Below are 19,072 nucleotides of genomic sequence, written 5' to 3' on the forward strand. Positions count from 1 at the left end.
CGGCGAGCCGGTCGAGCTCGGCGGCACCTGGATCAGCGGCTGCGCCCAGAAGGACCTGACACGCCCGACTAGTGGCCCACTAGCCCGCGATCCTGCCGTCGGCCAGGGCCAGCTCCGGGCCGTCCCAGGCGCGGCGGAGCCAGCGGTCGTGCGAGGCGACGACGACGGCCCCGGGAGCCGCGCCGAGCGCATCCTCCAACTCCTCCGCCAAGCTCAGCGACAGGTGGTTGGTCGGCTCGTCGAGCAGCAGCACCTGTGGCGGTCGGGCGATCAGCAGGGCCAGCGCCACCCGCCTGCGCTGCCCGACCGACAAGGCGCCCACCGGCCGGTCCAGGTCCCGCGCCGGCAGCAGGCCCAACTGGGTCAACGGGACCGCGGCCGCGGGCGCGGCCTTGGCGTACAGCGTTCGGGCGGTGGCCCGGGGCTCCGGGAACACCACGTCCTGCTCCAGGAGACCGACCCGGACACCGCGGCCGCGCCAGACCTCGCCCGCGTCCGGCGTCAGCCGCCCGGCGAGGACCGTCAGCAGCGTCGACTTCCCCGAGCCGTTGGGGCCGGTGACCATCAGCCGGGCCGAACTCGGCACGTCGAGCGCGCCGATCTCCAGGCGCCCGTCGACCCGGACTTCCCGCAAGGACAGCGCGGGCCGGTCCGACGGCAACTCCCCCGTGAGTGCCGCGTTGAACCGCAGCGGTTCCGGCGGCTCGGCGATCTGCGTGCGGACCAGCTCGTCGAGCCGGTGCCGGGCGTTGCGCACCCGGCGCGAGACCTGGCTCTGCACGCGGTCGCCGATCATGCCGTAGGACATCTTGTTGTTGTCCTTCATCGGGCGGGCATGGTTCACCTCGCGGGCGGTGAAGTCGACCGACACGCGCAGCTCGCCGATCTCGGTCTGCTCCGCGACATACCGCTGCTCCCACCGCGCGCGCTCGGCGCGTTTCGCCACCAGGTAGTCGCTGTAGGCGCCGCCGTACCGGGTCACGCCGCCGCGCGCGGGGTCGAGGTCGACGATGTCGGTGCACACCTCGTCGAGGAACACCCGGTCGTGGGAGGCGACCACGACCACCCCGGGCAACGCGGTCAGCTCGCGCTCGACAAAGGCGACCGCATCGTCGTCGAGGTGGTTGGTCGGCTCGTCGAGCAGCAGCGCCCGCGGCCTGCGGATCAACAGCGCGGCCAGCGCCAGCCGGGACCGCTGCCCACCCGAGAAGGCGTCGAGCCGCCGTCCCGTGTCCACCGATGCCAGGCCCAGCCCGTCCAGCACGAGTTCCGCACGCCGGTCGGCGTCCCAGACGTCGTGGTCCTGTGCCCAGTCGAGCGCGTCGCCGTACTCCGCGAGCACATCGGGGTCGTCCGGACGCTTCGCCAGCAGTTCGGCCAGCTCCTCCAGCCGCGCCTTGGCGGCCCGGATGTCGGCGAGCGCGTCGTCGACGACATCGCGCACTGTCGCCGCAGGGGCGAAAGGCATCTCCTGCCAGAGGAAACCGCACTCCGCAGGCCGCTCGACCGTGCCGGAGTCCGGCTCCTCCACCCCCGCCAGCAGGCGAAGCAGGGTGGACTTGCCCACCCCGTTCTCCCCGACCAGCCCGATCCGCCGCCCCGGCGACGCGGACAGCGAGACCCCGTCGAGCACCCGGCGGTCGCCATAGGACTTCACCAGGTCGACGGCGTGCAAATAGGAGATCTGTGACATGGACACCATCCGCGAGAGAGACGTATGCCCACCGGCGTTTCCCGCATGGACACGGGACGCTCAGACGTGGGCTCGGTGGCGGTGTCAGAGGATCACCCCATCAGGTTCGCACCAGACCGGGGCGACGGTCAACGGAATTAACCGATCGCCAACTCTCGCCGCAGCGCCATCCCACCTGACTGCCATGTGGCTGAACCACGTACAGCACGCCTTGGTCCACGCACTACCACCGACGCGTCCGCTAGGCGTGTTCGTCTGAGCTGCCCGTCGAGGGTTCGAACCTCGGTCTCCGCGATCAGAACGCGGCGTCCATGCCGACTGGACCAACGGGCACTGTCCACTCGCTCCCGGCTCAGGGTTCGAACCTGACCTCGCGGTGTCAAAGACCGCTGTGCTTCCACTACACCAGCCGGGATCGGCGCCCCTCGCGCACGAGATGGACATTTCCGTGGCGCCGGCGTTCCCTGCGCCAGTCCCACGGCGAGCGCGAGGATCCGCGTGGCCCCGCGAGCGATGAGGTCTGCGAGCGGGTAGCCCGGGTGGCGGGCTCAGAGTGGCTGGCGAACGATCATTCGAAGGAGGATGTCGACACCTTCTTCCGAGATTGGGGGCCGGATGGCCCTCGATGGACGGCATGAAGCAGACGGCTTGGGCGACTGTCTTGCCGGGTGGGGCTGATGTCGCCCATGTTCTTGGTGCCCTTGGCAGGATTCGAACCTGCACTGGCCGCGTTCTGAGCGCGGTGCCTCTTCCGTTGGGCTACAAGGGCTTGTGCCCGCATGGCGGGACTTGGTGCGGTCGCGGGGAGTCGAACCCCGACTGGCCTGGCCCTCGACCAGGCGCCTCTGCAGGTTGGGCTACGACCGCGTGGAAGGTGACGCGTACCGGGGTCGAACCGGTGTCTCCGGCGTGAGAAGCCGGTGTCCATTCCGCTGGACCAACGCGCCTTGAGTGCTGTCGTCGGGTGCCCGCGAGTCGAACGCGGTGTCTTCCGCTTTCAAAGCGGATGTTCTCCGGGATTCGTCACTCTGTCGTGTGATGTTGCATTGGCCGCCAGCGTGGCCGGTCGTGCGACGGTTCTCTTGGGGTGTAGGTCTGTGACTTCATGTTGCTGATCCAGAAGCAGAGGTTCACCAGTGCGAGCGTTCAGAGTCCAGATGCCCTCGGGCAGTCGGTATTGGACGGTGATTGACAACGAGCTGCGCGTCGAGCCGGTCGCCGACAGGTTCTTGCGAGAGCTGCGGTTCGGCAGGGACCGGGCCGAGTCGACCAGTAAGGCGTACGCCAACGGCGTTGCCTTGTTCTTCCGCTGGTGCCAGCGCACCGGACGCGACTGGAGAACCGCAGCCACGGACATGGGCCTATTCATGGTCTGGCTGAAGTACGTCCCGGCTGGCGACGGCCCAGTGGTGACCGGCCCCGGAGCCAAGCCCGTACGCAGCGACGGCCGGATCAACCGAGTTCTCGTGGCTGTCCGCAGGTTTCTGTCGTTCGCGGTGGTCAACAAGGAAGCACCGCAGTGGGTGCTGGGGCAGATCTACGAGTTGGCAGACAGCCGTGATCTTCCGCTGGAGGCTCAGAGTGAGGACGGTGGCCTGTTCTACCGGATGCGCGCCCGGCACCACCTGCGGGAGCCCGAAACGCCGGTGGACCGGGCCAGCGACGATGAGATCGTCGCGCTGTTCACGGCCTGCCTTTCGGCACGGGACCGGCTGATCGTCCTGCTGTTGGCGCGGGCCGGACTACGTCGCAGCGAGACGGCCGGGTTGCGGCGCGGCGACCTACATCTGTTGCCGAACAACCGATCTATGGGCTGTGAGGTCGAAGGCGCGCACGTGCACGTGATCCGCCGCGACAACGTCAACGGCGCCTGGGCGAAGTCCCGGCATGCTCGAACGGTGCCGGTGGACTTCCTGCTTGTTCAAGCCTTCGACCAGTACCAGATCGAACGGCAGCAATGTGCAGCCGCCGTCGGTAGTGATTTCCTGCTGGTCAATCTGTTCCGGGCGCCGTTGGGCAGCCCGGTCACCCCGGACGCGATTAACGATCTATTCAAGGCGCTGTGCGCCCGCGCTGGACTGACGAGGTCCGTCGCGCCGCACATGTGTCGGCACGCGTTCGCGAGCAACCTCGCAGACTCAGGCGCGTTGCTGGACGAGATCCAGCGGCTGATGGGGCACGCCAGCGTGTCGTCCTCCCAGCCCTACCTGCACCCCAATGCTTCCCGACTGCGGGCCGCGGTGGATCGGGTGCCCACGCCCCGCCTGCTGATCGAAGGCGTCATCCGATGACGAGGGCATTGGTGCCGATCCGAGACCAAGAAGCAAACAAGGACGTCGCCGCCATGCTGTGGGGGGTCATCCAGCCTGCGTTCCTTGACGTGATCGCCTGGGACCACGACCGGAAGGTCGTGACCTTCCCGCAAGCGCATCCTCGGCTCGGATGGAGCGCGTGCGTCGTTCGTGGATGCACCAAGCTCACGACGCTGAGCAGTAAGCTCTGCCCCACCTGCACGCGCCGCTGGACGGCGACCAACGGCCAGATGTTGGAAGACTTCCTCGAGGCCGCCGAACGCGACTGGCGGGCAATCGGTATCGGCGACTGCGTAGTCCCGCACTGCCTACGGACCTGGACGACCTCGACCGCCCAGCTCTGCCATACCCATGAGACCCAGCGGGCGAAGGCAGGCCAGACGCTGGCGAAGTTCCTGAAGACGCCGGGCCTGATCGGGTTTCCACCGTTCGCCCCATGTCTGGTCGCGGCCTGCACCCGCACGCGCTGCGGCCACAAGCCTTCCTACTGTCAGAGCCACCTCAACCGATGGAACACCACCCGCCGCAACGAGCCTTCTACTGATGAACACCTTTGGCGGCGCACCACCTCGGCGATCGCGGAGAACAACCTGGTCAGCCTGCGGGGTCTCCCCGACCGGGTCCTGGCCGAGGTGCTCTACGGCTTGCAGCAACGCACTCACCACGACGTTGCGACGAAGCACCATGAGCTGCGCCCCTTCGTCGACCGGCTGCGGCTCCTTCAGGTCGATTCTCTGGACGAACTGGACCCGGAGTCGTTGTCCCGGAGTGATCGCCGGCTTCACTCCACCATGGCGAACTACGCCTACTTGGTATGCGCCACACCGGAAAGTGAGCGGCACAAGGACGTCTGGAACGCGACCGTGTTCGGTCACTCAGGAACTCTGCGCTTCGGCGAGATCAGCCAGCCGTGGTTGCGTGAGGCAGCCAAGCGCTGGGCCTTCGACAACCTGCCGCGTCGCCGCGGTGACTCGGGAAGCATGAGCGTCCAGTTCCGGCTCAACGCCCTCGCGCAACTCTCCACGAGCCTGCGCCTGCAGCGCGACGACCATGGCGATCGCTCGGCCACGCTCAGCCGACTGGACATCACCGCGTTCACCAACCGCATGGGCTACCTCGTCAAGCAGGGCGAGCTCAGCCTCAAGTCCAGGGCCGAGCAGACTCGCGTCCTACGCAACCTGTTGACACGGATGCGCACGATGGGTTTGAACCGCCCAGGCGAGCCGCTGCACGGCCTTCCGGATGAATTCAGCCTTGGCGCCGAGGACATGCCCGACTTCCCAGAGGACGCCGAAGCGGGGCGTGACCTTCCCGTCGAGGTGATGCGCCACCTCTGCGAGCACCTTCCGCTCCTGGACGGCCTCGCCCGCCGCGAGCTTCGGGTCGCGATCGAGCTGCTGATCGACACCGGACGCCGACCGGACGAGGTCGCCAAGCTGAGCTGGGACTGCCTCGAACGTGACGGTGATGGCAAACCAGTACTGATCTACGACAACCACAAGGCCGCTCGTGAGGGTCGGCGGCTGCCGATCACGGAGGCCACGGCCGCCCTCATCGTCGCGCAGCAAGAACGCGTTCGGACCCAGTTCCCCGACACCCCGAGCGGCGAACTGGTGCTGCTGCCCACGCCGGTAGCGAACTCGCACGGCCGCAAGTCACTGGGAGCCATGGGGATTGGCGACCGACATCGTGAATGGGTAAACGCGATGCCACCCGTCCTCGTCCCGACCAACGTCACGGACAACGGTGTTCAGGTGACGAAGATGCTGGCCTTCGACACCACCCGGATCTTCCCGTACGCCTACCGGCACACCTACGCCCAGCGGCACGCTGACGCTGGGGTCGACGTCACCGTGCTCAGGGAGCTGATGGACCACCGGCAGTTGACCACGACACAGGGCTACTACAACGTCGGACAGGAACGCCGCCGGGAGGCGGTCGACCGAGTCACCACGATGCAGTTCGACCGGCACGGCAACCGCGTCTGGCGCCGGGCCCAGGCCATGCTGGACTCCGAGCACGCCCGCCGAGCGGTCGGCGAAGTCGCCGTCCCCTACGGCGGCTGTTCAGAACCGTCGAATGTCGCCGCCGCTGGCCAGGATTGCCCGATCCGGTTCCGCTGCATCGGCTGCGGCCACTTCAGCACCGACATCTCCTACCTGCCCGACCTCGAGCGCTACCTTGCCGACCTGCTGCGCCACCGAGAGCGCCTGGCCGCGACGCTGGACGCCGACGAATGGGCCAAAAACGAGGCCATGCCCTCCGACCAGGAGATCAAGCGCATCCGCCGCCTCATCGACCGCATGAAGGGCGACCTCGACGACCTCACCGACGAGGAACGCGCTCAGATCGACGACGCTGTCGGCATCATCCGCAGTGGCCGAGCCAAGATCGTCGGCCTGGGCATCCCCCGCATCCGGCAGCCCCTACCCGACATCCGACCGGAGCGCAGCGCATGACCAGTAGCAACCCCATGATCGAAGGACGGCGGGCCGACTCCGCACGTCGCCGCCAGCGCGTCATCAAAGCCATCAACGAGGCCGGCGCCAAGGGCACCGAGATCAGTGTCTCGGCGATCGCCCGCGCAGCGCGTGTCGACCGCACTTTCCTCTATCGCCACGGCGATCTACTCGGCCAGATCCACGCCGCACAGGCCAACCCCGCCATAGGCGAGGACGGAGTCCCGACCGTCAGTCGGGCCTCGCTGCAAGCCGACCTGGCCAACGCCCATGGCCAGATCACCCGCCAAGCTGCGCACGTTCGGCAACTGGAGAAGAAGCTGTCTGAACTGCTCGGCGAGCATGCCTGGCGAGAGTCCGGGCTTGGTGCACCCGCCGACATCGACCAGCTCCAACGCCAGATCACCACGTTGGAACAGCAGGTTGTCGAGCTCAACGCTCAACTTGCTGACCGTGACCAGGAGCTTGACGCGGCGCGAGCCGCCAACCGGGAACTGATCACTAACCTCAACCGGAGGCCCTGACTGCTGCTGAACCGGAGCTACTCGTCCTCCACTCGGATGACCTCGCATTGGTCGATCATCCGAGCAAGCACGCTTAGCGCAGCGAGCTGCTCGAGCGCCTCCTGCTCCTCCCACTCGCCATCCTCGTGAGTAGCTGGGTTGCGAATGGCCCATGCGCAACCCAGCGCAAACAGCCTCACCCCACGTTGCTTGCTCGCCACGGTCTGATCCTGCGGGTCGCCTGAAATCCGCAGCCGAGGCTGGCCCGCCTTCGGAGGGTCGTCGCTGAACGTGTCCTGGAAGAGCTTGTCTTCAGAGGCGTCTCGGCGGCCGACCTTCGCCTGCAGGCGGGCGTTCACCGAGGTGAACCCGGCCTGCACGGCCAATCGGAAGTGCTTGGACTCCCACAACGACCGCGCCGCTTCCCACACCCACGGATGAAGCTGATCAGCGCCCAGTTGAGGCACATCCGGGGCAAGACGAATCGCCCACTCCTTGCGGTCGGCGAGGATCCCGAGTCCCCGCCGCACCCTCCCGGCGATGTCGGACAGATTCCCGGAACGTCCGGGCTCAAGCCTGAAGTTCCCAAGCGTCGAATCGAGCGTCTTGAGGATCTCTCGCACGGTCGGCTCACGCTCCTGTAGCGCTGGCAGCGCCGACCGGTCACCACCAGAAAATTGGCCGGTCGACGTCGTGCTCGGGGAAAACCGTCCCAACAAGACGAGGTACTCCTCCAGGCGGGTCTTTGCCCACTCGATATCCATCGAGCCAGCCTAGAACCTCCCAGATGCGCGAGCCGTGCTGCGCAGTTCGAGCAAGTTGGTCGACTTGCACCACACCTGCTGCAATTGCCCTGGTTCGCCCAAATAGCCCCAGACCTGCAGGGACCTCGTCGCATGGTCCGTTTCCGACGAGCATCCCCCAGAGAACGGATGGGTTGCCATCTCCCTCGCACCCGTGGTGACCCGCCCTCAAGCGGACGGGTCGGTGAGATCCGCGGCCCAGGCGCGCACCTCGGCGAGATGTGCGGGCCGCAGCCCCCGCCTCGGGTCGACGTGGCACAGCAACGTCGGCATCGATGCCCTGATCTGGACGAACGCGGTTCGGGCCGGGACGAACGCCCGGTGGTCGCGCAGTTCGTCGTCCAGCCAGGCCAGGGGCCTGCCCGCGGCATACTCCGCGACCGCGGGCCACTTCCAGCCGCCGTCGGCCCGCCAGCCGTGGCCTGCCCGCAGGTCGCGGTCCGGGAACTCGATGACGGGCAGCTCCGGCAGGCCGATCGCCCGGCCGATGTAGGTGTTGGCCTCGCGCATCCACGTCGTGGCCCACACCAGCTCCAGGCCCGTGTCCTCGGCGACCCGCAGCAGCAGTTCGCCGTCGTCGCGCCGCAGCCAGACCCGCATGCCCCGGCGGCGCGCCGCCGGGCCCGTGTGCCAGCCGCCGTTGGGCGTCAGGCGGAACGTCTCGTATCCCGGTGGCCGCCGGGTCGGTTTTGCCGCGAAGGGGTTCAGCGGGCCGTCCACGTCGATCAGCAGCAGTCCACGCGACATCGGTTCACCCTCCCCTCTCCCGGGTGATGAATACTTCTGCCCTGCTGTGGAATTGTCAAAGTGCACAAAAGTCGATGAATTCGAGCGCGAAACAAAGAAAGCCGCCTACCGGTGTCCCGATGGCGGCTCCCTGAGCATGACGAGTCACGTCATGGCGGGGAGCCTGAGCTGCCAAGCCGCTGCTCAAGCAGCGGCAGGCCAAGGACGGGAAGCACGAGCGGGCACGCGCCATGGCGCCGTTCCCGAATACGCATGCCCGCCATCACAATCTCCCTTGTCGTTTGTTCATGGCAATCATGGCGAGCGTCGAGCGGCGCGTCAATCATTTAATTTCGCGCCGATAATCAGCCGCGGGTGCGACGCACCGCGCCCGCGCCACCGGCGAGGACAAGGACGAGCACAGCCAGCCCCCAGCGGCGCTTCTCCTCGGTCCGGCCGAGCCTGGTGTCCGCCCGCGGGACCGCGGTCGCCGTCTTGTACGGCCGACGGCTGGGCGGTGAGCCCGCGGGTTGCCCCACGGCGGGGGCGCCGCTCGGCGGCGCCACCGGGCTCGGGGTGATCGTGGGGTTCACGGCGGGTCGCGCGGGCGGCGGTTGCTGCGCGGGCAGTGGCGGCACCGCTACCGGCGGCGGTGTCGGCCCGGGCCGGGCCCGTAGGCAGCCCGCCGCGTCGGTGTGGTCCGGGGACGCGGGGTTCACGACCGACTCGACCGCCGCGGGCGACCGCAGCGAGATCCGGAACCACACGCTCTGCCCACGCACCTGCTCACCCAGGACGTAGAGCATCCCGTCGGGTCCCGTGACCGCCGCGCCGTAGCTGCGCCCGCCGCCCAGGCTCGGGGTGCCGACCTCGCGGACGTCGCCGTCCACCGGGTTGATCGTGACCAGCCTGCCCTGCGCGGCCACCCCGTGCAGCAGCCCGTCGGGGCCGAGGTCGAAGTCGTCGACGGTCTGGGAAAGTCCCGGCGAGCGCAGCGAAACCGTCGACACGACGGTGAGATATGTGCGGCTGGCGGGATCCACGTCCACCACGGACAGCGCCGAGCCGGACCGCAGATACCAGCGCGTACCCGACACCGCGCCCGCGGTGGCGCCGTGCGCCTGCCCCGGCGAGCGCAGCGGGCCGCGGTCGGTGACCTGCCCGTCCCGGCTGATCGTCACCACATGACCGCCCGCGGACAGACCCCCGGATCGACCGTGTGAAGCCAATCCGTAGGCGACGTCCTGCGCGGCCGCGTAGCCGATCGCGTTCACCCGGAACCCGAGATCGGCGACCGGCGTGGCCCGACCGCCCGGCAGCTCCACCCTGACCAGCGCCGAAAGCCCGGCTTTGCCGCTCTGGACCTGAAGTGCCACACACACGGCGGGCGCCGCCGCCGCGGGCCCGGAGGACACCGCGACCGCCGCGAACCCGATCACCGCGACCAAGGCCCACCGCGCCCGGCTCATCGCAGCCGGACCTGGGCCGCCTCGAACGCGTCCGGCCCGACCTGGGCGCTGCCGCTGTAGGGGTACTGCAGCTGCTGGGTGGCGAAGAGCAGCAGGGCGAGCGTGCCCGCCAGGATCGACACGATGATGATGTGGGTGACCGGCCGCGGACCGCCGAAAAGCATCGGCAGCGCCACCGACAGCACGCTGCCGACGATCAGCGCGAACCAGATGACGTCGCTGATTCCGTCACTGCCCGCCGTGTCGATCCGCGCCTGCCGGGCCTGGTAGACCTCCCACAGCTGGTTGGCGGCCTCCGCCTTGCGGCCGTGCTGCCACTCGTCGGTCACCGCGGCGTCGGCGACCGAGCGGCGCAACTGGTCGAGCGCGGCCCATCCCGCTCCGGTGACCTCCTCGCCCGCGCGCATGTTCGGCCACTCTTCCTCGGCCACCGTGACGGCGTACGACCGGGCCAGGTCGTGCACCTGGGTTCGGGTGGGTTCCGGCAGCGAGTCCGCGGCCCAGGACGCGGCCACCAGGCTCTCGGCCTCCCGGGACGCGCCCTCGTCGGCGGCGCCCACCCCGTCGAACAGCGAGATCAGCACGAACGCGAGCAGCACGGCGTGCAGGCCGCCGACGATGGTGAAGACCTGGCCCGCGGCCTCGTTGTTCTCCACGATCCCGTCGGTCTCGCCGATGCGCCGGATCAGGTAGGCCACCAGCGCCACGACCGTCGCGGCGCCGACGACCCACAGCACCCCGGCCAGGTAGATGTTCACCGCTGGTTCCCCCATGACGTCACTGCCGAACCGAGTCGGTGGCCCGCTCGCGGCTGCGGCGATCTTGTCACCGTCGGCCCGCCACGACCGAGCAGGGTCGGTTCCGGTGGCGCGCGGGCGCTGAGCGGGCGCACCCTGGAGGTGTCGCATTCTGGAGGCAGCGGTGGGTGATGGGCGCGGGCGCGGTGGGCGGTCCGGGCGGACCGTCCTGTTCGGCGCGCTCATCGTGCTCGCCCTGGCCGTCGCGGCGGTGTTCGCGGTGCGGGACATGTTCGGCGGTGTCCCGGCGGATGATTCCGCGCCGCGGACGCCCTCGCCGGGCGCGGCCGTACTCGCGGTGAAGATCGACAACGTCGCGGAGGCCCGGCCGCACACCGGGTTGAGCGCGGCGGAGGTGGTGTATGTCGAGCCGGTCGAGGGCGGGCTGACCCGGCTCCTCGCGCTCTACCAGGGCACGCCGCCCGAGGTCGTCGGGCCGGTGCGCAGCGCCCGGCGCAGCGACGTGGATCTGCTTGCCCAGCACGGCGAACCGGTGTTCGCCTACTCCGGCGCCGCACCGGAGCTGCTGCCCGTGCTGCGCGGGGCGCGGCTGGTCGAAGCCCCACCGGAAGCGGCGGCGCCCGCCTACTTCCGCGACAGCGGCAGGCGGGCACCACACGACCTCTTCGTGCGTCCGTCTTCGCTGCCGGACACCGCGCGTGCGCCCGCGGCCCAACCGCTCGAGTTCGGTCCCACCTCCGTCACGGGCACCCCGACGGACGTTCATCGCGTCGAGTACGTCGCGGCGGCCTACTCGTTCACCTGGTCGGCGGAAACCGGGCGCTGGGCGGTCTCACTGGACGGCACGCCGCTGACGTCGACCGAGTCCGGCCAGGTCACCGCGGCCACCGTGATCGAGCAGCGGGTGACCGTGACACAGGACGAGGCCATCGAGGACGCCACCGGAGCCCGCTCGCCCGTGGTGACGAGCGTGGGCGCGGGCTCGGCGACCGTCCTGCGCGACGGACAGCGGCACGCGGCGACGTGGTCGCGGCCGGATCCGGCCGCGCCGACCCGGTTCCACACGACGGAGGGTGCGCCGCTGCCGCTCTCGGATTACCCGGTCTGGGTGTTGCTGGTGCCCGGAAGCTGACGCAGCACCGCGCGCGCCACCAGCACGACCGGGACCGCGAACAGAGCGCCGACGATCCCCGCGAGCACGACGCCGACCGCGATCGAGACCACCACCAGCAGCGGGTGCAGCCGCACCATCCGGCCGAGCAGGAACGGTTGCAGCACTTCGCCTTCCAGGGTCTGGACGAGCACGCTCAGGCCGAGGACGAGCAGCGCCGTGACCGGTCCGCCGGACACCAGGCCGACGAGCACGGCCACGAATCCGGCGACGAACGCGCCCACGTACGGCACGAACGCGGCGAGAAACACCAATGACGCCAGGGGAATAACCATCGGCACCCCGATGATCGCCAACCCGACGCCGATCACGACGGCGTCCACGACGGCCACCGCGACGGTCGCCCTGGAATACGCCCCCAGCGAGCTGAACGCCTCGCGCCCGGCCTGGTCGAACCGGGTGCGGACCGAGGCGGAAAGCGGGGCGAGCAGCCAGGTCCAGATCCGTTCTCCTTCGTAGAGCAGGAAGAACAGGACGAACACGGCGAGCACGAGACCGGCGAGGAACCCGCCCACGGCGGCCGCGGTGGCCGTCGCCCCGCCGACGATCCGCTCCCCCTGGTCTCCCACGAACGCCACCAGGTTGTCGACCGCGCCCCCGACCTGCGGTTCACTCAGGCCCAGCGGCCCCCGCACCAGCCAGTCCCGCACGGTCCCCACCCCGTCGCGCAAGGCCTCGGCGAGTTCGCCCCCACCGCGCACCAGCGCGTCCACCGTGATCACCAGCAGCACCCCGAGAACGGTGAGCGGCCCGACGACCATCAGCGCCGCCGCGAGCACCCGCGGCCACCGGCGCCGGACCAGCCCGCGCACCGCGGGCCGAAGCGCGGCGGCGATCAGCACGGCCACCGCGACCGGCACCAGCACGGGGGCGAGCACGCCCATCGCCCGCCACACCAGGTACGCCACAGCCGCCCAGACGAGGACGGCCGCACCCGCCCACACCAGCTTCCTGACCGTCACCTCGTCCGAAGGGGCCATCTCCGAACGGTATCGAGCCGGACCGCCCGCAGCAGCTCGAACGACCTCGGCCGGAACCCGAGGGGGTTCCGGCCGAGGTCACTGGCTAACGGAGTCAGGAGAGCTTCTTGTTCTCCGCGATGCCACCGGCGAGGGTCGCCGCGGTCATCGGCATGTGGTTCGCTGCCTCCGCGAGCTTGGCGAAGACCTGACCGTCACCGGCGACCAGCGAGTCGATGGTGGCGAACACGCTTTCGGTGTGCGGCTTGAGCTCCTGGGCGACGGCGTCGGCCGGGAGTTCGGGAACCACGGAGTTGATCAGCTGACCGAACGAGGTGCGGTAGCCCTCCAGGTCGGCCTTCGCCTTGTCCGCCTTGGCCTGGTCCTTCGTGGCCTTGCCCAGGGTGTAGTCGACGAAGAAGCCGATGTGCTGACGCCACGACTCCAGGAACGGCGCCTCGGCGGCCGGATAGGCGCCACCGATCGCCTTGGACAGCGCGACGGAGTTGGCGTCGACCGCGGCGACGGCGGCCTTGACGCTGGGCTCGTTCAGGTCGCCACCCTTGGCGACGGCCTGGGCCAGCGCGATGCCCGCCAGGTCGACGTGCGAGGTCAGCAGGTAGGTCAGACCCGAGCGGAGTTCGGCGCCCTTGGAGTTGACGTCGCCTTCGAGGCCCTTGTTCTTGGCGATGCCGCCCGCCAGCGTGGCCGCGGTCATCGGCATGTGGCCCGCCGCCTCGGTGAGCTTGGCGAAGACCTGACCGTCACCGGCGACCAGCGAGTCGATGGTGGCGAAGATGCTCGCGGTGTGCGGCTTGAGCTCCTCGGCGACGGCGTCGGCCGGGAGTTCGGGAACCACGGAGTTGATCAGCTGACCGAACGAGGTGCGGTAACCGTCCAGGTCGGTCTTCGCCTTGTCCACCTTGGCCTGGTCCTTCGTGGCCTTGCCCAGGGTGTAGTCGACGAAGAAGCCGATGTGCTGACGCCACGACTCCAGGAACGGCGCCTCGGCGGCCGGATAGGCGCCACCGATCGCCTTGGACAGCGCGACGGAGTTGGCGTCCAGGTTGGCCACCGCGGCCTTCACACCGGCGTCGTCCATCTTGCCGCCCGCGTCGACGGCGGTCTTCAGCGCGATGGCCGCGGTGTAGACGTGCTCGGTCAGCAACTGGGTCAGGTCGGCGCGCAGCTTGGCGGCGGGGGTCTCGACGGACGCCTTGCCGCTGACGGCGGCCACTGGCGCCGACGTCGCGGGGGCGCTGACGGTGGACGAGGACGGCGGGGCCGCCTGCTCGTTGGCCGAACACGCGGTCACGGTCAACGCGGCTGCGGCGACCATGCTGACTACGGAAATGGCACGGACAGACATGACTTTCCTTTCAGGTACGGGAAATTCGAGGCGCTGCTATAGGGCGCGAAAGCTTCGAGAACTCAGCCGGTCACTTCGACCGAGCCGTTCATTCCCTTGTGGATCGAGCAGTAGTACGAGTACGTGCCTGGTTCGGTGAAGGTGAAGGACACCTCACCGCCTTTGGCGAGCGGCATGTCGACTTTTCCGTCGGGCTGCTCGGAATTGCGCAGACCGTCGCCGCCGAGGGTGAAGGTGCCGGTGGTCACGGTGTGGCTGATGCCGCCGTCGACTTTCCACACGACGGTGGTGCCGGATTTGACGGTGATCTTCTCCGGGGCGAAGTCGAGCAGTTTCGTGGTCACTGTGGTCGTGTCCGACGCCGCCGCGGAACCGTGTCCGCCGTGGCCGGAACTGGGGATGGTGATCGGGTTTCCCTGATCCTGTCCGGATGTCCCGCACGCGGTCAGCGCACCGCCGAACAGGGCGATCAGCAGGAACCGCCGGAACCGGTGCATGGGATCCTCCATTCAGCGAGATCGTCCGCCGGTGCGCTTCGGTATCTCTTGTCTGGCATTCGGGGCACGGGTCCGGGCGGATTGGCGGGGATTTCCCCGATCACCGATCGAAGCCCGCCGCGTCGAACCACCACAGCGCGCTCAGCGCCCACAACACGACGAACAGGGTGAAAACCGTGCCGCCCAGGACCGCGATCCCCCAGGCAGGGAGCCTGCGGGATCGAATGCCGATCATCTTGGCCGTGAACGCCCCATAGAACAGACAGCCCGCCGCCGAGTGCGCCAGGGTGCGCGGCGTCGACGTGTCGAATCCGAATCCGTGGAGGCAGTAGAAAGCGAGCGGCAGACTCAGCAGGAACGCCACCGTCCCGGTGATCCGGTGGACCGGTGGGACCCAGGACGGGGCCGTCTGGACGCCGGGGATTCGGCCGAACATCCACAGCGCGGTCGCGAGTTGGGCGAACACCAGGGCCAGGACGACCGTTGCCGACCAGGCCTTGAGCGACTGCACGCTGGAGAACCAGAACACCGGCAACTCGCGGGGAGCACCGCCGATGGATCCGACGACCCCCAGCGTGATCGCGACGGCCGCTCCGGCCAGCACCATCACGGTGAGCGGGACGCGTGAGCTCGGCTTCGGATCGGTATGGGTCATGGCGGGCCCCTACTACGGCCGAGGGCTGCCCGCCGCGCAGCGACGGGCCGCCCCTCGGGGTGACGTCGATCAGCGGCGGGTGAGGCCCACGCCCAGCAGCACGGCGGCGCTGGCGAAGTGCAGGATGTTGTCCGCGTGGTTGAGCGCGAGCAGGTTCCCCGCGTTGCCGACCAGGAACAGGCCGACCACCGCGACCAGGAGGTAGACGGCGCCGACCGTGGTGTTGGCGGCCTTGGCTGTGCCCGCGCCCCGCCACGCCGCGCCCGCGAGCAGCGCGCCGATAGCGACGTGCACAAGATTGTGCAGCGGGTTGATCTCGAAGAACAGCAGGTGTGGTCCGGCGGTGGCGGCGAACCCTGTGCCCGCGGTGAGCGTGAAGCCCACCAGCCCGACCAACAGGTAGACCGCGCCGAACGCGTAGCCCAGCACGCGGTTGGGCGATCCGGTCCGGATGTCGGCTCGAGTGCTCATGGTGCCCTCCGCAAGAGAATCGACGGACGCTTGGGAGGGATTCGGTTCACCGGCCCGATCCGGATTGGACTAATCCAAGACGGTCCCCGCTCCGAATGTCGAAGTGTGGGCCGCAGCGAAAGGAATCCTCCATGCCGCGACGACGGGTGAATCCGGAGATCCACTCGCTGACCGGCGCCTACGCCTTGGACGCGCTGACCACGCGGGAGCGAGCCGAGTTCGACGAGCATCTGCGGCGGTGCGACGCCTGCGCCGTGGAGATCGCCGAGCTGAGCGAGACCGCCGGACGGTTGGCGACCGCTGCCTCGGCGCTCCCGCCCGCGGACTTGAAGCACCGGGTCGTGCCGATGATCCGGCATGAGCGCCAGCTCCCGCCGCTGGTCCCGCCGCTGGTCCCGTCGACCGAACCCGTGCGCCGCGACCAGTGGCGCTGGGCCGCCACGCTCGCCGTCGCCGCGAGCGTGGTGGCGGCGACGGCGATGGGCGCGCAGGCGATGGCCACGCACCACGAACTGGAACGGACGAGGCAGGCCTCGCAGGCGCGAGTCCACGCCATCAGCCGGGTGCTGACCGCCCCGGATGTCCGGCTGAGCATGGGGCACGGCGCCACCGCCGCTCTCTCGCGCGAACTCGACAGCGTCGTCGTGCTGGCCAGGGGCATGCCCGAGCCGCCTTCGGACCGCGTGTACCAGGCGTGGCTGATCGGCCCGGATGGTCCTCGGTCGGCGGGGCTGGTCCAGACCGGGCCGGACGCCGCTCCGGTGCTGGCCGCCGCCTCGGGAGCGACCCAGGTCGGCATCACCGTCGAGCCTCCCGGCGGCTCCCCGCGGCCCACGACCAGCGCGGTCGCACTGCTGACCCTGCCCGCCTGAGCACCGAACAACAACGATTATCATGTTCATCATGCCCACCCGTGTTCCTGTCACCGTCCTGTCCGGCTTCCTCGGCGCTGGGAAGACCACGCTGCTCAACCATGTGCTGGCCAACCGCGCAGGCCGCCGGGTCGCGGTCGTGGTCAACGACATGAGCGAGGTCAACATCGACGCCGCCCTGGTCGCCGGGCGCGGCGGCGAGCGGCTGGTGGAGCTGACCAACGGGTGCATCTGCTGCACCCTGCGGGAGGACCTGCTCGACACGGTCGGCACGCTGGCCGCCGAGGGCCGGTTCGACACCATCCTGATCGAGTCGACCGGCATCTCCGAGCCGATGCCGGTCGCCGCGACCTTCGAGTGGACCTTCGACGACGGCACCAGCCTGTCCGACCACGCGCGGCTGGACACGATGGTCACCGTGGTCGACGCGGCCGGGTTCCTGCCCGAACTGCAGCGCGGCGACCGGCTGGCCGAACGCGCCCTCGCCGCGGGCGAGGAGGACGAGCGGGGCATCTCGGACCTGTTGATCGACCAGGTCGAGTTCGCGGATGTGCTGGTGCTCAACAAGACCGACCTCGTCACCGGCGAGCGCTTGGCCGTGGTAGAGGCGCTGCTCGGCAAGCTGAACCCCACCGCGCGGCTGGTGCGCGCGCAGCGGGGCGTGGTCGACCTGGCCGAGGTGCTCGACACCGACCGGTACGACCCGGTCACCGCCGCGACCTCAGCGGGCTGGGCGGCCGAACTCGCCGGGTCGCACGTGCCGGAGACCGAGGAGTACGGCATCCGCTCGGTCACCTACCGCGCCGCCCGGCCATTCCATCCGGCCCGCCTTGCCGCGGCCCTCGAAGACTGGCAAGGCGTGTTGCGCAGCAAGGGTTTCTGCCACCTCGCCAGCCGCCCCGACACGCTGGCGGTCTGGTCGCAGGCGGGGCCGAACCTCACGATCGAACCGGGCGAGTTGCTCGGCGACGGCTCCCCCGGCCAGGAACTGGTCTTCATCGGCGTCGACCTTGACCCGGACGAACCGCGCCGCAGGCTCGACCCGGCGCTGCTCACCGACGCCGAGTTCGCGGCGGGCCCGACGGGGTGGCGGGACCTGCCCGATCCGCTGCCCGCCTGGGAGGACACCGAACCGCACGACCACCGGCACGCGATGGGTGGTTCGGTCGGCGCCGCGTAGGGATTGCGCAGGCACCGGACGGGGTATGCGAACAGGGCGGTGGAGAAACCGGCCCACGACAGGAGGTGCGCGACGATGGCCACGACCAAGCAGGTGCGGGCGGCGAAGCGCAACGTGCAGAAGGCCCAGGCGGGCGCCCAGGAGAAGCGTTCGATCGCCAAGATGCCCGCGGAGACGCGCGGCGCCCTCGGCAGGCAGGGCGCCGCGGTCGCCAAACGCAAGCGCACGGGCGGGTCGAGCCCGAAGACGCGGCAGGAACTCTACGACGAGGCCAAGCGCCGGGACCTCCCCGGCCGCTCCAAGATGGGACGCGACGAACTCGCCCGGGCCCTGAGGCACGGCTAGGCCCGACAATCGGATCTCCGCGCCCACATGCTCCAGTGCGGGCGGGAATTCGCGACCGGTCACCTGCTGGGGCTCATGCCCGCGGACATCAAGCGAGGTCACGATCCGGGTCGCGTGTGGACAGACCCGGCCCGAAGCGCGACCATTCGAAAGTCGGGCCTGCCACAGGAGGACGCATGAGCTTCTCGATCCTGACCGACCTCGACTGGCTCGCCGTGCTCGTCGCCACGGTCGCGTTCTTCGCCCTCGGCGGGCTCTGGTACTCCACCCTGCTGTTCGGCAAGATCTGGAGCCGGGCGGTGGGCTTGGATATGGCGGGCGACGAGAAGCCGCCGGTGACCATCTACCTGATGCCCCTGCTGACGTGCTTCGTCTCCAGCCTCGCGCTGGCCATGCTGGCCAACGCGACCGGAACCGACACGGTCGGCGAGGCGCTCGCGCTCGGCGTCGTCGCCGGTCTGGGCCTGGCCGCGATGGCGCTGCTGGTGACCGGGTTCTTCGACCCGAAGAAGCCGCAGCCGATGACGTGGGTCGCCGTCACCGCCGGGTACCACCTGCTCGGCCTCATCGTGGTGTCGCTCATCGTCGCCCTCTGGCCGTGACAGCGGGGCGTCCCTAAGCCGCTTCTCCCCCGGCCTGCCCGAAATCGGTGAACGCGATGGCAGCTTCCGGCCGGCCGGAATTGGCCATCCGCCGATAATTCGCAAATCCCTCTCAGGTCGCTCACGTTTCCGCGGGGTTTCGCCTAGTCAAAGGCGCGGAAACGCGCGCAGGGCGCGATCTTGGCGCTTCGATAGGCCAATCGGGTGGCCTGGTAACGGCCTGTCGGC

At 69.4% G+C, this 19,072-nt stretch carries 18 protein-coding genes and 5 tRNA genes; 8 read left to right on the plus strand and 15 right to left on the minus strand.

Annotated elements, in window-relative coordinates; translation table 11 throughout:
* Window positions 1-79 precede the first annotated feature (79 nt).
* From GPZ80_RS09090 to GPZ80_RS09115, 6 genes are all read right to left on the minus strand, one after another.
* Window positions 80-1,693: an ABC-F family ATP-binding cassette domain-containing protein gene (locus GPZ80_RS09090; RefSeq protein WP_187219855.1), complete on the minus strand. Its 1,614-nt coding sequence runs from the start codon at window positions 1,691-1,693 to the stop codon at window positions 80-82.
* A 260-nt stretch (window positions 1,694-1,953) separates the two neighbouring features.
* Window positions 1,954-2,026, minus strand: a tRNA-Gln gene (locus GPZ80_RS09095).
* Window positions 2,027-2,037: 11 nt separating this feature from the next.
* Window positions 2,038-2,108, minus strand: a tRNA-Gln gene (locus tag GPZ80_RS09100).
* 278 nt (window positions 2,109-2,386) lie between these two features.
* Window positions 2,387-2,462 (minus strand) — tRNA-Leu (locus tag GPZ80_RS09105).
* Between the two features lie 21 nt (window positions 2,463-2,483).
* Window positions 2,484-2,560 (minus strand) — tRNA-Leu (locus tag GPZ80_RS09110).
* 8 nt (window positions 2,561-2,568) lie between these two features.
* Window positions 2,569-2,640 (minus strand) — tRNA-Glu (locus tag GPZ80_RS09115).
* A 237-nt stretch (window positions 2,641-2,877) separates the two neighbouring features.
* Here GPZ80_RS09115 and GPZ80_RS09120 point away from each other — a divergent pair.
* The 3 genes from GPZ80_RS09120 to GPZ80_RS09130 are packed head-to-tail and all read left to right on the plus strand — an operon-like array spanning window position 2,878 to window position 6,988.
* Window positions 2,878-3,984 (plus strand): tyrosine-type recombinase/integrase, encoded by a 1,107-nt coding sequence (locus tag GPZ80_RS09120; RefSeq protein WP_312880218.1) that lies wholly within the window; start codon window positions 2,878-2,880, stop codon window positions 3,982-3,984.
* The gene (locus tag GPZ80_RS32060; RefSeq protein ID WP_222719096.1) at window positions 3,981-6,464 is read left to right on the plus strand and encodes a tyrosine-type recombinase/integrase; all 2,484 of its coding nucleotides are present in this window, start codon (window positions 3,981-3,983) and stop codon (window positions 6,462-6,464) included. The genes GPZ80_RS09120 and GPZ80_RS32060 overlap by 4 nt, the downstream gene beginning before the upstream one ends.
* Window positions 6,461-6,988 (plus strand): DUF6262 family protein, encoded by a 528-nt coding sequence (locus GPZ80_RS09130; protein ID WP_187219856.1) that lies wholly within the window; start codon window positions 6,461-6,463, stop codon window positions 6,986-6,988. The genes GPZ80_RS32060 and GPZ80_RS09130 overlap by 4 nt, the downstream gene beginning before the upstream one ends.
* 17 nt (window positions 6,989-7,005) lie before the next feature.
* Here the strand turns inward: GPZ80_RS09130 and GPZ80_RS09135 are convergent, their stop codons facing one another.
* The 4 genes from GPZ80_RS09135 to GPZ80_RS09150 form a co-directional block, all read right to left on the minus strand.
* Complete coding sequence (locus tag GPZ80_RS09135) at window positions 7,006-7,731, minus strand: TIGR02391 family protein (protein WP_187219857.1); 726 nt, start codon at window positions 7,729-7,731, stop codon at window positions 7,006-7,008.
* Between the two features lie 207 nt (window positions 7,732-7,938).
* Window positions 7,939-8,517: an HAD domain-containing protein gene (locus GPZ80_RS09140; RefSeq protein WP_187219858.1), complete on the minus strand. Its 579-nt coding sequence runs from the start codon at window positions 8,515-8,517 to the stop codon at window positions 7,939-7,941.
* Between the two features lie 344 nt (window positions 8,518-8,861).
* The gene (locus tag GPZ80_RS09145; RefSeq protein WP_187219859.1) at window positions 8,862-9,965 is read right to left on the minus strand and encodes a DUF6923 family protein; all 1,104 of its coding nucleotides are present in this window, start codon (window positions 9,963-9,965) and stop codon (window positions 8,862-8,864) included.
* The gene (locus tag GPZ80_RS09150; RefSeq protein ID WP_187219860.1) at window positions 9,962-10,723 is read right to left on the minus strand and encodes a bestrophin-like domain; all 762 of its coding nucleotides are present in this window, start codon (window positions 10,721-10,723) and stop codon (window positions 9,962-9,964) included. Before GPZ80_RS09150 ends, GPZ80_RS09145 begins: the two co-directional genes overlap by 4 nt.
* Before the next feature lie 163 nt (window positions 10,724-10,886).
* Between GPZ80_RS09150 and GPZ80_RS09155 the strand changes: the two genes are divergently transcribed.
* On the plus strand, window positions 10,887-11,855 hold the full coding sequence (locus GPZ80_RS09155; RefSeq protein WP_312880219.1) for a DUF3048 domain-containing protein: 969 nt from the start codon (window positions 10,887-10,889) through the stop codon (window positions 11,853-11,855).
* Here the strand turns inward: GPZ80_RS09155 and GPZ80_RS09160 are convergent.
* The 5 genes from GPZ80_RS09160 to GPZ80_RS09180 form a co-directional block, all read right to left on the minus strand.
* Entirely contained in the window at window positions 11,819-12,874 is a 1,056-nt protein-coding gene (locus GPZ80_RS09160; protein WP_187219861.1) for an AI-2E family transporter, read from the minus strand. The genes GPZ80_RS09155 and GPZ80_RS09160 overlap by 37 nt on opposite strands.
* Before the next feature lie 94 nt (window positions 12,875-12,968).
* The gene (locus GPZ80_RS09165; RefSeq protein WP_187219862.1) at window positions 12,969-14,222 is read right to left on the minus strand and encodes a hypothetical protein; all 1,254 of its coding nucleotides are present in this window, start codon (window positions 14,220-14,222) and stop codon (window positions 12,969-12,971) included.
* A gap of 62 nt (window positions 14,223-14,284) precedes the next feature.
* Window positions 14,285-14,719, minus strand: a complete 435-nt coding sequence (locus GPZ80_RS09170; RefSeq protein ID WP_187219863.1) for a cupredoxin domain-containing protein — start codon at window positions 14,717-14,719, stop codon at window positions 14,285-14,287.
* A 100-nt stretch (window positions 14,720-14,819) separates the two neighbouring features.
* Window positions 14,820-15,374 carry a DUF6529 family protein gene (locus GPZ80_RS09175; RefSeq protein ID WP_187219864.1) on the minus strand — a complete coding sequence of 185 codons (555 nt, stop codon included), beginning with the start codon at window positions 15,372-15,374 and terminating at the stop codon, window positions 14,820-14,822.
* Window positions 15,375-15,443: 69 nt separating this feature from the next.
* Window positions 15,444-15,845: a DUF4383 domain-containing protein gene (locus tag GPZ80_RS09180; RefSeq protein ID WP_187219865.1), complete on the minus strand. Its 402-nt coding sequence runs from the start codon at window positions 15,843-15,845 to the stop codon at window positions 15,444-15,446.
* Between the two features lie 131 nt (window positions 15,846-15,976).
* Between GPZ80_RS09180 and GPZ80_RS09185 the strand changes: the two genes are divergently transcribed.
* The 4 genes from GPZ80_RS09185 (at window position 15,977) to GPZ80_RS09200 (ending at window position 18,844) form a co-directional block, all read left to right on the plus strand.
* Complete coding sequence (locus tag GPZ80_RS09185; RefSeq protein ID WP_187219866.1) at window positions 15,977-16,717, plus strand: anti-sigma factor; 741 nt, start codon at window positions 15,977-15,979, stop codon at window positions 16,715-16,717.
* 31 nt (window positions 16,718-16,748) lie between these two features.
* Window positions 16,749-17,897: a GTP-binding protein gene (locus GPZ80_RS09190; protein WP_222719098.1), complete on the plus strand. Its 1,149-nt coding sequence runs from the start codon at window positions 16,749-16,751 to the stop codon at window positions 17,895-17,897.
* 75 nt (window positions 17,898-17,972) lie between these two features.
* On the plus strand, window positions 17,973-18,242 hold the full coding sequence (locus tag GPZ80_RS09195) for a hypothetical protein (RefSeq protein ID WP_187219868.1): 270 nt from the start codon (window positions 17,973-17,975) through the stop codon (window positions 18,240-18,242).
* 176 nt (window positions 18,243-18,418) lie between these two features.
* A complete protein-coding gene (locus GPZ80_RS09200) occupies window positions 18,419-18,844 on the plus strand; it encodes a DUF1761 domain-containing protein (protein WP_187219869.1) in 426 nt (141 codons plus the stop codon).
* Window positions 18,845-19,072: the final 228 nt, after the last annotated feature.

This window comes from Actinokineospora xionganensis (assembly GCF_014323725.1).
Taxonomy (GTDB): Bacteria; Actinomycetota; Actinomycetes; order Mycobacteriales; family Pseudonocardiaceae; genus Actinokineospora; species Actinokineospora xionganensis.

Bases quoted from the DNA above. Each gene is read 5' to 3' on its own strand.
- GPZ80_RS09145 (WP_187219859.1), bottom strand. From the start codon at position 9,965: ATGAGCCGGGCGCGGTGGGCCTTGGTCGCGGTGATCGGGTTCGCGGCG.
- GPZ80_RS09170 (WP_187219863.1), bottom strand. From the start codon at position 14,719: ATGCACCGGTTCCGGCGGTTCCTGCTGATCGCCCTGTTCGGCGGTGCG.
- GPZ80_RS09200 (WP_187219869.1), top strand. From the start codon at position 18,419: ATGAGCTTCTCGATCCTGACCGACCTCGACTGGCTCGCCGTGCTCGTC.
- GPZ80_RS09135 (WP_187219857.1), bottom strand. From the start codon at position 7,731: ATGGATATCGAGTGGGCAAAGACCCGCCTGGAGGAGTACCTCGTCTTG.
- GPZ80_RS09130 (WP_187219856.1), top strand. From the start codon at position 6,461: ATGACCAGTAGCAACCCCATGATCGAAGGACGGCGGGCCGACTCCGCA.
- GPZ80_RS09160 (WP_187219861.1), bottom strand. From the start codon at position 12,874: ATGGCCCCTTCGGACGAGGTGACGGTCAGGAAGCTGGTGTGGGCGGGT.
- GPZ80_RS09180 (WP_187219865.1), bottom strand. From the start codon at position 15,845: ATGAGCACTCGAGCCGACATCCGGACCGGATCGCCCAACCGCGTGCTG.
- GPZ80_RS32060 (WP_222719096.1), top strand. From the start codon at position 3,981: ATGACGAGGGCATTGGTGCCGATCCGAGACCAAGAAGCAAACAAGGAC.
- GPZ80_RS09175 (WP_187219864.1), bottom strand. From the start codon at position 15,374: ATGACCCATACCGATCCGAAGCCGAGCTCACGCGTCCCGCTCACCGTG.
- GPZ80_RS09165 (WP_187219862.1), bottom strand. From the start codon at position 14,222: ATGTCTGTCCGTGCCATTTCCGTAGTCAGCATGGTCGCCGCAGCCGCG.
- GPZ80_RS09140 (WP_187219858.1), bottom strand. From the start codon at position 8,517: ATGTCGCGTGGACTGCTGCTGATCGACGTGGACGGCCCGCTGAACCCC.
- GPZ80_RS09190 (WP_222719098.1), top strand. From the start codon at position 16,749: ATGCCCACCCGTGTTCCTGTCACCGTCCTGTCCGGCTTCCTCGGCGCT.
- GPZ80_RS09195 (WP_187219868.1), top strand. From the start codon at position 17,973: ATGGCCACGACCAAGCAGGTGCGGGCGGCGAAGCGCAACGTGCAGAAG.
- GPZ80_RS09185 (WP_187219866.1), top strand. From the start codon at position 15,977: ATGCCGCGACGACGGGTGAATCCGGAGATCCACTCGCTGACCGGCGCC.
- GPZ80_RS09090 (WP_187219855.1), bottom strand. From the start codon at position 1,693: ATGTCACAGATCTCCTATTTGCACGCCGTCGACCTGGTGAAGTCCTAT.